The organism is Legionella sp. 16cNR16C (assembly GCF_021297775.1).
Lineage (GTDB): Bacteria > Pseudomonadota > Gammaproteobacteria > Legionellales > Legionellaceae > Legionella_C > Legionella_C quinlivanii_A.
The window spans coordinates 1264671-1277210 of record NZ_JAJTMX010000002.1; the positions used below are offsets into that span (position 1 = coordinate 1264671).

Below are 12540 nucleotides of genomic sequence, written 5' to 3' on the forward strand. Positions count from 1 at the left end.
AAGGATTAGCAATGTCACCAAGACAGTGGGCAAAAAGGATGTTGGGTGTAATTCTCTGTATCTTGAGTTTCCATGGCAATGCCAGTATTCAGGATACGGAAAAAGGTCAGCTTGTGGATCATCTGTATCTGGGAATGTTTCCTCAGAGTGCAGCCCGTTTAGTGCTGCAGAAAACAGTGCCTCTTGATACACTTGAGGCTGATTACGATCTGAATCTGTACTCAATCCATTATAAAACCCTCGATCCGGATGGCAGGATAACGATCGCCTCTGGTCTGGTGGCAATGCCCATAGTTACCGATAAAGCGGTGAGTGTCGTTAGTTATCAACATGGTACACGTTTTAATCGTGATGATGTTCCTTCGCGAAGCATGGAAAAAAGCTATATGATTCTCGCGGCTTTCGGCAGTCATGGCGGCTACATGACCGTAATGCCGGATTATCTTGGACTGGGCGATAATGAGTTGCCGCTTCATCCCTATGTACAGCCTGAAACGCTGGCTGGCAGCAGTGTAGATATGTTGTTAGCTGCGAAGCAATTAGCGGCTCAACTGAATTATTCTCTCAATGAAAAGCTCTATCTGACCGGTTACTCCGAGGGTGGATTTTCAACGCTGGTCATGTTTGAGCTCCTGGCAAAAGAATATAGCAATCTGCCAATCAGCGCGGTTGCCTTGGGATCTGCTCCCTATGACTGGGAAGAAACAATACGCTTTATTCTTTTGCAGCCAGGTCCGCGAGCCAGTGCGTATATGGCTTATTTCTTTTATTCCCTGCATTACTATAAACATTACTGGACGAGTTTGGATGATATTTTTGTACCTCCTTACAACACTCTCGTTTCTGAATTATTTGATGGTAAACACAGTAATGAAGAAATTCTCGATGCCCTGCCAAAAGATCCGGCACAGCTTCTTCAGCCTTCGTTTTTTGATGCAATTCTTAATCAACGTGACGCCAACTCAGAAAAGCTTAAACAACTGTTTAATCATTATGATTTCACGCCCACCGCACCCTTGCTGCTCGTGGGTACAAAAGGGGATAAGGATGTTCCTTATCATGGGTCGGAAATTGCGTATGATGTTTTTCGCAAGTTAAGTGATTTTGTGTACATTAAATCGGTCAGTGAGTCCCAGGATCATGTCGATGCAGCACCTTTTGTATTGAAAGAACAATTGGAGTTTTTCAAGCAATATTAATTTGGAAAATCAGCTCAGGATTGCCCCGAATGGGGCTCCTGTCTGTGCGCTACAAATATCAGAGTAACTGTCTATAATTAGAAAATCGCTTGCTAAATTGCGAAAAGGATTTAAGCAATTAACATTCGATTTTAATTCAATCAAATCGTCTAACGTCATCCTGAACGCAGTGAAGGATCTCCTGAGTCTGGCTCAGCTCTAAGCAGTTTGAGTCAGGATGACGTACCTGGGGAGTTACGATTTTAAAATGAATGTTATCCAAACCGCACTCGCATTTTTTGAAGGGGTAGGACTTGCTTTTTCTCCCTGCATTTTGCCGATCCTGCCCTTCATGTTTGCTGCCTCTCTTACAGGTGGAAAATTTCGTCCCCTGCAAATTGTTTCCGGTTTCATTTTAAGCTTCAGTTTCTTCTCCCTGCTTTCAAGGCAATTGTTGTTTGCAACAGGCGCTCATCTGGATCAAATCCAGTGGTTTGCATATTTACTGCTGCTTATACTGGGATTTATCATGCTTGTACCCATCCTGGAGGAGCAATTCGCCCGTTACACTAATCGATTAGCCAATCAGGCGCAGCAGCTCAGCAAAGCGCGTTTTTTAGAGCAGCCTGGCGGCGCCTTTGTTATTGGCAGTTTGCTGGGATTAATATGGACGCCCTGTGCGGGTCCTATTTTAGCGATCGCCCTGGTGCAGGTCATCCAGGCACAAACAAACTGGCAAGCCGTTTTAACTATTGTGGCATTTAGTATTGGTACTGCAATTCCTTTGCTATTGGTCGGCTATTTTGGCCGATATTTTAGTCGTCATCTTAAGGCAATTAATCGTCATAGTCTTCTAATCAAGCGCAGCATGGGAGTACTGGTTATCAGCTTCGCTTTACTGGGTTTATTCGGAATTAATATCGGTCAATGGACTTCTGTCAATGGAGAAAGTGCTTCTGGACAGGTAACAAAAAATGAATTAATAAATGGCTTGCCCGTGTCGTATCCGACACCACAGATAGTGGGGGTAAGTCATTGGATAAATTCGCCCGCAGTGACTCTCGGATCGCTGAAAGGAAAGGTCGTTTTAGTGGATTTCTGGACCTATTCCTGTATCAATTGCATACGGACCTTACCCTACATAGAAAACTGGTATCAAAAGTATAACAAAGAGGGGTTGGTTGTTATCGGTATTCATGCGCCGGAGTTTGGGTTTGAACAGCAGCTTAATAACGTCAAAGAGGCGGTCAGGAAATTTGGATTAACGTATCCAGTCGCTTTAGACAATCAGTTATTGACCTGGCAAAATTTCAATAATCATTATTGGCCTGCTCATTACCTGATTAATCAGCAAGGGGAAGTGGTATATATTAATTTCGGTGAAGGGGAATACGATGTAATTGAAAATAATATCCGTTATCTGTTGGGTCTTAATAAAAAAGAAGCATCACAATTTAATGTACCTATCGCTGCAAATCAGACACCAGAAACCTATCTCGGTTCTGCCAGAGCCGATCGGAAAAGCCCCTCAGGAGCACTCCCCCTGCATTATTGGCAGTTAACCGGTCATTGGCAAATGACTCCACAATACATTGAAAATGAGGATGCCGGCAGCCAACTGGCCTTACACTATCAGGCGAGAAAGGTATTCCTCGTCGTTGAGAACTCCTCTAATCAAAGAGGAAAGATTGAAGTCATTAATAATCAGCACCAGAAATCAGAAATTTTTATCTCTCAGGCCAGGCTGTATCAACTGCTTAATCATCAGAAATCCCAGGAAGGTATTGTGACCATTAAGGCGCTTACTCCTCATCTGCGCTTTTATGCATTCACATTTGAAAGCTAATCAACGAAATCTTATTGTATTTTTTACGAATTTTCGTGTTAAAGTACAGCGCCTTTAAGTTTTTATTCAGTACAGGGATGATCACAATGCTGTCTGCACTAAAGAATTTCTCAGTGTTTTTTCTGTTTTGCTCTGCTGCAAGCCACGCGGCTTATAATTTTAATCATCTGGTAGGGGTTGATTATCAGCCTAATCATTATGCCGGTAATGTCGCTCAGAATAATCATGATGTGTTTATTGTCGGTAACGATGCAACGGGAGCTCCGGTCAGTAATGTCTATGCTGAACTGCTGCAATTACGAGAAGCAGGATTTTATACGGTTCGTTCTTATCAGACTACGGTGTATTCCTGGGCTGAAATTATCAAGCAGGCAAATGCTCTGGGGATGAAAGTTATTTATGAAGCGGTGATTCCGCAGCAGCCTGCTGATTCACCGGTAAATGGATGTCCAATTCCTTCAGCAGGTCAGGGATACATTCCCTGTGCACAGGCGACCATGAGTGCAGTGATTGCGCGAGTAGGGCAGGCGGTTTTTAATGATACAGTGATTCTGGTATTCGCAGGCCATGAAAATTATTGTGAGGCAGGGAATGTTATTCCGCCTTGTAATAATCCCGTGACATCCAATGTCACTTATCTGACGTCCGCAGTAGCGGCGCTGCAGTCTACTCTTGCCGGGGCAGGCCTGAGCACTCCAGTCAGCTCGGCTTTGATTAGCGGCAATCTCGTTACTCCCAGTGTGCAAATTACAAATGATATGATAGCCCTGGTCAATAGCTATTCGCCAACAGCCCCGCTGGCCTTTGATCCCTATCCCTTTCAATGGGGAGTTCCTCCGGCGAATGCTGTGTGGACACCGCCATTGAGCACTCAGAACCAACTACAGAACTCATTAGCATGGGATTATCTGCGGGTAGTAGGTTCCGCCAATCCTCCGGCTTTACCGGCAGCCGCACAGCAGCCATTTTACACGCCAGGAAGAGTGCTGATGTCTGCCGAAACAGGCTGGGCAACAGCCGGTTCTACCGGCGAATACGCCTGTAACTCTCCTGGACCATGTCTTCCCAGTGTAGCGAATGCAGTAACTTATTATCAGGCTCTCTATCAGGCGAGCGCTGCGAATTTTGTCGCCTTTTCCGGTTATCCAATTGCCGTTCTGGCATTTGAAGCCTATGATGAGCCTAATAAAGGCAGTACTTCAGCTGAGGGGCATTACGGGCTTTTTGATTCAAACTGTTTCCAGAAAGCGGCAGGTCTGGTGCCTGTCAACAGCATGGTAGCGAACAAGGGCTGTCAGGGCTTTTCCAGCGGCAGCCTGTTAACTATCGTAGGGTTTGCCCACCCCTATACGCTTATTATACGGGGAACCAACCCTTCCACAGGAGCGGTTTCTACCATTACCACAAGCAGTACCGGCCAACCAGGACCCACGGATTCGACCTGGCCTCAATATCTGGTATTTCCCGGTTCGACAATCACCATCAGAGGAACCCCGTCCTGTACCAGTACGGTGCAATCGATTGTAAATGGGCATATAACCTTCTCTGGAACCTGTAATTGTCCCAATGACAACTTGAATAACTGTTACTACTAAGGCGGCGATTGATATGAAGTACAATGGTATTAGCCTATTGGCATTAACTCTTTTTATTCCGGCAGCGATTGCAGGCAGCATGGGTGATGTTGCAGCGCCGGGTCCAGGCGGATTGTTCATTGGCATCGGCGGAGCTTATGATGCCTTGCGAGTCAAATCCAGTGACTCGGCTCTATTAAATGTAGATAGTGGTTTTCCGCCACTGGGAATCTATTCGGGAGCAAGGAACAGCTATTCTGAGTCAGAGGATAAATTGATTCCTATGGCGCAGGTGGGTTATTTCGGAGCATTCAATAACAGCGGCTGGTTGTGGGGGCTTGAGCTGGTGTATCAGCACTCAAGATTCAATGTGACTCATAATGCGGCATCAATTCATTTTTTTAATCCTGTCGAAGCGGTAAGCAATGAGCTTCACGTGGAAGGGTTTAAAACCAAAATGAATAATCAATGGATGCTGCCGGCATTAATAGGCCATTCATTTAAAAATAGCGTTCTTTATTTAGGCGCGGGGCCTTCCTTGCAGAAAGTTGAGCATAGCGTCTACAGAAGTTCAGATACGCAGTCAGGCTATTACATTGGTAATTTAAATGGCTTTTCTGATGAGAAATGGCTTTGGGGTGGGGCTGTTCAGGCGGGAATTGCGTATTTTCTGAATCCTTCCTGGTTTTTAATGCTCAATTATACCTACTCAAAAACAGAGACGTATAAACAAAACCATGTGATATCGTTCACTCCGGAAATAAACGAGGGCTTCAATGGCGGGCTTCTATCGTTTAATACAAGCCAGCGTTTGAGTACACAAGCGGTGAGCCTCTCGATCAACAAGCAGTTTGCCTAGATTGCTCATTAAACTGCGTCATCCGCGGCAGCGCGGATGACACAGCGTATTCTGTTTACAGGGAACTCGTAGGGGCCGTACCTGAGTCTTCAGGTAAAATGGCTGGCAAAGCCTTGAAAATCGATTGGGCTTTGCGCCTGCCTTCTGAACGAGGTTCAATATGGCCATTCTCTTTAAGTTTTAAACCAAAAAAATCATCGACTAATTTACCCAATACCTCAAGACTATGATTCTCTGTTCCGGCTTGCTCGGCGGGATTTGTTAAACGGTCCTCAGTTTGAGCATTCGTTTCCAGTTGAAGACCTGTGAAAATCTGCTGATATATCATTTTTCTAAAATTTTCATCGCGAGTAACCGGGTCAAATACTTCTATTTGCACATTTCTCTCCCCTTGAATGGGGTCTTTATCCGAACTTAGCGAGGAAATTGACTGGATCGCATTATAAAGAATGCTCAGATAAATTTTCAGAGATGAATTATCCGTACTCATCTTTTCCCGAAAAATAACCGGATTAATAAAACGCAATAAAATGAAGGCCAGAAAAATTCGCTGGCTGTTTGCCAGATCAGAATCCTTCTGCCGGAGATCGAAATAAGCCAATTTTAAAAATTTCTGAATTACTGGTGGGAATCGAGAGGGAGAAAGTATGTTTTCCATCACTATTTTAAATTGCTGCTGCAGAGACTCAATGGCACCTGGGGTTGCCAGAAAATCTGCTCTTCCGACAGAATAAGTCTTTTCATTGATGTTTAAGTTTCTGAAAAACGAGGTCAAAGTAGAAGTCTGCTCCAGAATAAATTGTTTAAATCCTGCGTGCTCTTCTTTGCCTAATCGCAGCTGAAGCAATTGGATAAGTAAGTTATTCCCGCGACACCATGTCATTAATTCTTCATATCTCAATAAGTGCTTATATACAGTCAACATTTCATCATCTGACAGTTGATCAGCCAGAATTTCTGAAATTTGGCGAGTTTGTCCCTCAGCATGTTGAAATATTTCAAAGGCCTGTGTAAATACTTTATCTTTTCTGCGCGCTAAATTTAAAATAAACTCGGCAGTTTTTTTCTTATCGATGGAAAATAAACCCTCAAAAAAGTCTTCGATGGTGGTGAATCCCTTCCTGGAAAGCAATTCAATACTATTTTTCTCCGGGTTTACCCCTGTTCTATGCGACAAAGGGGGCGATTTGGGGCATGAATTATAAAGCGTGAACGGTGTTGTAAACTGTCCTCTTGGAGAGCCTGGTTCGCTCGTTTGACCATGATTTATGCCAGTGGCTTCTCCCAGTCTGGTATTCACATATTTCTGGATTAGCTCAGTACTTTCTTTTGTAGATTCTTTTGTCGATTTTCCCTTAAGCACTTTTTGCAGGTTTTTATCAGTGAAAAAAGTTCCGAAATCGAGAATTTCCGGTGAGATTTGAAAAATCTGATAAAGCAGGGCGAATAAAATACGCTTAGTGCGCACCGTTTGACTTTTGAAAAGCTCATTATGTTTCTCAGAATTTTGCATGAGCAGCAACATGTTTTTTATTTCTGATTTGTCGATAAGACTTGTTATTTCTTCTGGAGAACAGCATTGTTTAGCAAATTCAATCATAGCCATTAAAATATGATACTTGTGTAACGGCGTAAGGCGCATACAGACAACCTCTTAATTATCATTCATTCAAAGGGGGTAATATTAAGCTAAAATTAACAAAATTTAAACAAATATATTATTTTTGATTCTAAAATAATTTGAGTTCGATGTAATATACTTGAATAAAAACAGTAAAGTTAAGTTAATGATTGCCATAAGCAAATGGACTGAAAGATGGGGCTTACGAAATGAAAACCTATAGAATGTATATCAATGGGGAGTTTACCCAGGCAAAAAAGGGAGCAACCCGCGATATTATTGATCCCGGTAATGGTGATTTAATTGCAAAAGTGCCGGAAAGCACGAAAGAAGATGCTCAGCTGGCCATTGAGGCTGCGCGCGAAGCCTTTGATAACAGTGAATGGCGAAAAGTATCCGCTCTGGATCGCGGTAAACTTTTATTTAAGCTAGCTGATTTAATTCGAGATAATGCCGGCAGACTGGCTGAGCTTGAAACCCAGAATTGCGGAAAACCACTGGCGGAAGCGGAATACGATGTAGCCGATGCGGCTAACTGTTTTGAGTTCTATGCCGGGCTCACCACCAAAATTCATGGCGAAACCATGTCGGTTCCTGCCAATTCATTCAGTTATGTAGTGCGCGAACCAATTGGCGTATGCGGACAAATTATCCCCTGGAATTTTCCTTTGCTAATGGCCGCATGGAAACTGGCTCCCGCTTTAGCGGCGGGGAACACCGTGATACTGAAACCCTCGGAATTAACTCCAATAACCGCTCTGGAATTATTTGAACTAATTGATCAATGTGGGTTTCCCCCCGGCGTTGTCAATCTGATAACCGGACCCGGAGCGGGGGTAGGTGAAGAGCTAAGCAGCAATCCCCTGGTCGATAAAATCGCGTTTACTGGTGGAACTGCAACCGGCAGGAAAATTATGCAGGCGGCAACCGGAAACCTGAAGAAAATCTCTCTGGAGCTGGGAGGAAAAAATCCCAATATTGTGTTTGCTGACTGTGATCTTGAAATGGCTATTGATGGTGCTTTGTTTGGTGCTTTTGCCAATCAGGGAGAAGTGTGCTCCGCCGGTTCCCGTTTGATAGTAGAGCGTTCTATTCACAAGGCATTGCTTGAAGGAATGTTGAAAAAAATTCCCAATATTAAACTCGGACATGGTCTAAGTGCTGGCGTTAAAATGGGGCCGCTGGTATCCAGCGCTCACCGGCAGAAAGTGGAAAAATATATCCAGATCGGTATAGAGGAAGGTGCAAAACTTCTTTGTGGCGGGAAAAGACCGCAGGCTCAGGAGTTTGCAAAAGGGAATTTTCTCGAGCCTACCATTTTTGATGACGTAAAACCCAATATGCGTATCGCCAAAGAGGAGATTTTTGGCCCGGTTCTCGTGGTAATTCCCTTTGATACAGAGGAAGAGGCCATTCAGATTGCTAACGATACAAATTATGGTTTGGCTGCCGCTGTCTGGACCAACAATCTGACGAGAGCGCATCGAGTCACATCGCAATTGCGGGCCGGGATCTTATGGGTTAATCATTACCACCCGACCTATAATGAAATGCCCTGGGGTGGCTATAAGCAAAGCGGCTCCGGACGCGAGCTGGGATTGTATGGCATTGAAAGTTATCTTGAAGTGAAGCAGGTCAATATTAATCTCGATGAAACCCCCATTGGATGGTATGAATGAAAGAAATTCGAATTAAAACGGCAATTCCTGGTCCGAGATCGCTGCAATTAATGGAAGAGCGCCGTGAGCATGTCGCACGTGGACCCTTTCACGCAACGCCTGTTTTTGTGGAAAGGGCAAAAGGCTCTTTTGTTGAAGATGTTGATGGCAATGTGTTTCTGGACTTCTCTTCTGGAATTGGAGTAGTCAACACTGGCCATTGCCCTGATTCCCTTGTGAATGCCGTCAAAGGGCAAGCAGAAAAATTCATGCATACCAGTTTTAATATCCTTCCTTATGAGGGATATATCAGGGTTTGTGAGAAACTGAATCACCATGTACCAGGTGAGTTTAAAAAAAAGTCATTACTTTTGAATTCTGGCGCGGAAGCCGTTGAAAATGCGGTCAAAATTGCCCGCGCTTATAGCGGAAAGCAAGCCATCATTTGTTTTGATCATGCCTATCATGGACGCACCTATATGGCGATGGCGCTGACGTCAAAAAATAAACCTTATAAGCATGGATTTGGCCCCTTCCTCTCTGAGGTTCATCCTGCTCCTTTTCCCTATGAATATCGCTGGTGTGGGCAGGATTGCGCAAAAGAAGCTTTTGAGGCCTTTGTTGAATTGGTCAATTTTCGTGTAGGCCTGGAGAATGTGGCAGCGGTTATTCTTGAGCCTGTCCTTGGCGAGGGAGGCTTTCTCCGGTTTCCTGCATCCTATCTTAAAAAACTTCGCGAATTCTGCACAGCAAACCAGATCATTTTAATTGCAGATGAAATTCAGTCAGGATTTGGACGAACTGGTAATCTGTTCGCGATGGACACCTTGGGCGTGGCGGCTGCTGATCTCACGGTCACCGCCAAGGGCTTAGGCGGCGGAACCGTTATTGCCGCGGTAACCGGGCGCTCTGAAATGATGGATGCCGCCATGGAAGGAGGCTTAGGGGGAACCTTTGGAGGAAATCCCTTAAGCTGCGCTGCGGCGCTTGAGGTGTTTAAGTTGTTCGAAGAGGGTAATATCCTGTCTAATGTGGCCGCTCTCGCTGCGGTACTTGAACAAAGACTCGAAGAGTTCAAAGAAAAATACCCTATTGTCGGGGATGTTCGTGGCCTGGGTATTATGCGGGCCATTGAACTGGTAAAGGATAGAGAGGGCAAATTGCCTGACAAGGAGGCGACTGCCCGTTTAGCACGCTTTTGCCTGGAACGTGGATTGGTGGTGCTTGGCTGCGGAACCTATGGGAATGTAATTCGCCTGTTGATGCCATTGACTACTCAATTGAGCGATTTGGAAATTGGACTTTCGATCATTGAAGAAGGGCTGAAAGAGCAAACTAATATCAAGTAATGGCTATACGTAAATCCAGAGACGCCGTCGGCACTCTGGATTAAACTTTCGTTCATGAATGACTTTACAATTGTAAATCATTTGCCTCGACGTCAAGATCGGACGTTCTCGTACCAGCTTGAGCAGGTGCCTGTTCATTGAATAATGTACCGCTGTAGCTTGTTGTAACCATGCCCCTCTGACTGCGGGTTATCGGTAGGTTTGCATTGAATAACGTACTGCTGCAGCTTGTCGAAACCATGCCTCTCTGATTGCGGGTTATCGGTAGGTTCGCATTGAATAACGTACTGCTGCAGCTTGTCGAAACCATGCCTCTCTGATTGCGGGTTATCGGTAGGTTTGTATTGAATAACGTACCGCTGTAGCTTGTCGTAATCATACCTCTCTGCTTACGGGTTATCGGGAGTTCTGTACTGAAAACGCTCTTATTCTGGCTTGCTGAAAGCGCTGTGAGCGTTTGAGCGCAAATCTCGATTGCGTCTTCCATTTCAGGATCGGAGCATTCGGAATTCGTTGACATCTCCAGTATTTCCGGCTCGGGTTCTTTGTCTTTACGGCGACGTTTTGCGGCCCTGCAAACGCTTTGAGATTCTTCATCCTCATTGTCATAAACCGTGCTCATCACGGTAGATCGTTCTTCGTCTGAGGGAGCCAGTTCTTCTGCCTTTTCAAAAAGCGATGAAAGCAATTTTGCAGATTCGATGGTTCTCTCATTGTTTTCATTTGTTTTTTTTGCTCGCCTTCGTTTGTACCATGTTGTTTTGCTGATACTTTTGGTTTTTTCATCCTTGTGTTCAGGATTCTCGGAATCATAGGGAATGGTATAATCTCGAGCCAGAACTGTGATTCGCTCTCCTTGAGGATCATTCTTCATAATGGTTTCTTCGGGAATGGGATAATGCTCGGCATCCGAATCATAGCCATAAAAGACTCTGGATCTTTTCAGGCCATTATGGGTATAGAAAACCAAAGAAGCCCGGTCAGTAGTAAAATCCGCTTTTTTAGCGCCTGCAGAGGAGCCATAAACACAATGGAGATAATCGGTATCAGCAATCAAGGCATCGCAGTCGTCCAGGTTAAAGCGAAGAATTTGGCTGGTTACGGGGTCGTTCCATTCAAAAAAACAGGTGCCGGCGCCCATCGCCGCCTTGGGGTTTAAGGATACGCCTAATATCACACTGTAATTTGCAGGATCGGTGTCTCGATGCAAATCCTGCATTGCTCCCCGATTGTATTGTACCGTGGTATAAATATTATCTGGAGTCAGCATTAACCCCGCTTTTTTGAAAGGGATCATTGCCTTTGCAGTCTGCCTGAAGGTTGCTGGTAATAACATTTTAAACTGCAGATTCAACTTGTCGCTCAGCAGTCCTAATTTTTTGAGTAAGGGCTGTGTATTAAACGTATGATAAGCCAGGTGATTCTCCTGTCCGGCATAATGACGGATATAACCGAAGCTGGCACTGCCTATTGGCTTTCCCGGATTTTGTTGTCTGATTTTTCGATTGAGATCAGAACCGCCAGCAAATACTGTGAGCGGTAACTCCTGTAAAGAAGTGGAAACGGACTCTTTTTCTTCTTTATTGATTGCATTTTTTAATAAAACAGCGAGAACTTTATTGGTCTGAACATCAATAACAATTGTTGAATTCCGGTCAATATTCTTTGCATTTTGGATCATTTGTTCCTTTTGCGCATCGATTTTTATGATCTTTGGGGTAAATTTCTCAGGCACCACATTCACTTTCTGAATGACAAAACCTGCTTCTTCATATTCCCTGATTTTGTCTTCAGTCAGATAATCCCCAATGGTATCTCGTCTTTCCATCAGTAATTTTTCCGAGACTGTGGAGTAATCGATCTCTACCTTGGCAAAAGATAGCTCTTCAAAGGTGTTCCAAAGGATTTTATTAAATTGATTTTTGAGTATTGTGGTTTGCGCCTCACCCTTTTTAGCACCTTTCAAAAGACAGATTTTCCAGAAAATGAAGGACAAAAAATCCCTTTCACTTCCATTGTGGCTATCATTCAGAAAAGCCAGTAAATGGTGTTGATTGGCAATAAGGACGGCACGGGAAATATTCCTGATATCCTCATCTTCAAGAGGATTTTTGGCCAGTAGTTGTCTGGCAAGGTTGTTACAGAAGTCATAAAGCTTCTGATCACGCGGGAAAGGGTTAGGTGTTGTTTTATCCACAGCAATAGGCAAGGCTTTGGAGAGTGATTCAGCGTCTAATGAAGCAATCGTTTTTTCGCAGGCGATACTTTCTGGCGACTTCGCTTGTGAACAGTATTGTTTACGGATATAAAGAGCTTGTAATTCTTGCCAGGGTTTTTTGAGACTATCCATAACGATAATGTTTTTTTTGTTGCGAAGAAGTGGTTTTTGATTTTGACCCGCCATGATTTTCCTCATAACTTACTAATAAGACCAACCCAAGACTTCAGTATTGTT

The 12540-nt window shown here is 44.1% G+C and carries 8 protein-coding genes; 6 read left to right on the forward strand and 2 right to left on the reverse strand.

All coding sequences use genetic code 11. The features are described 5' to 3' along the window. The first annotated feature begins 11 nt into the window (after nt 1-11). The 4 genes from LXA66_RS09400 to LXA66_RS09415 all read left to right on the forward strand — a co-directional run bounded on the left by LXA66_RS09400 (nt 12) and on the right by LXA66_RS09415 (nt 5457). On the forward strand, nt 12-1199 hold the full coding sequence (locus tag LXA66_RS09400; RefSeq protein WP_233012944.1) for a S9 family peptidase: 1188 nt from the start codon (nt 12-14) through the stop codon (nt 1197-1199). A gap of 247 nt (nt 1200-1446) precedes the next feature. Continuing rightward, nucleotides 1447-3024 (forward strand): cytochrome c biogenesis protein CcdA, encoded by a 1578-nt coding sequence (locus tag LXA66_RS09405; RefSeq protein ID WP_233012945.1) that lies wholly within the window; start codon nt 1447-1449, stop codon nt 3022-3024. 86 nt (nt 3025-3110) lie between these two features. After that, complete coding sequence (locus LXA66_RS09410; RefSeq protein WP_233012946.1) at nt 3111-4619, forward strand: glycosyl hydrolase family 17 protein; 1509 nt, start codon at nt 3111-3113, stop codon at nt 4617-4619. Nucleotides 4620-4632: 13 nt separating this feature from the next. Continuing rightward, nucleotides 4633-5457, forward strand: a complete 825-nt coding sequence (locus LXA66_RS09415) for an outer membrane protein (RefSeq protein ID WP_233012947.1) — start codon at nt 4633-4635, stop codon at nt 5455-5457. Nucleotides 5458-5512: 55 nt separating this feature from the next. On the opposite strand, the gene LXA66_RS09420 is transcribed toward LXA66_RS09415, so the two are convergent. Further along, nucleotides 5513-7099 (reverse strand): hypothetical protein, encoded by a 1587-nt coding sequence (locus LXA66_RS09420; protein WP_233012948.1) that lies wholly within the window; start codon nt 7097-7099, stop codon nt 5513-5515. 188 nt (nt 7100-7287) lie between these two features. Between LXA66_RS09420 and LXA66_RS09425 the strand changes: the two genes are divergently transcribed. After that, nucleotides 7288-8757: an aldehyde dehydrogenase family protein gene (locus LXA66_RS09425; protein ID WP_233012949.1), complete on the forward strand. Its 1470-nt coding sequence runs from the start codon at nt 7288-7290 to the stop codon at nt 8755-8757. Then, the gene (locus tag LXA66_RS09430) at nt 8754-10085 is read left to right on the forward strand and encodes an aspartate aminotransferase family protein (protein WP_233012950.1); all 1332 of its coding nucleotides are present in this window, start codon (nt 8754-8756) and stop codon (nt 10083-10085) included. The genes LXA66_RS09425 and LXA66_RS09430 overlap by 4 nt, the downstream gene beginning before the upstream one ends. Nucleotides 10086-10149: 64 nt before the next feature. Here LXA66_RS09430 and LXA66_RS09435 read toward each other — a convergent pair whose 3' ends face one another. Next, nucleotides 10150-12489: a hypothetical protein gene (locus LXA66_RS09435; RefSeq protein WP_233012951.1), complete on the reverse strand. Its 2340-nt coding sequence runs from the start codon at nt 12487-12489 to the stop codon at nt 10150-10152. Between the last annotated feature and the right edge of the window lie 51 nt (nt 12490-12540).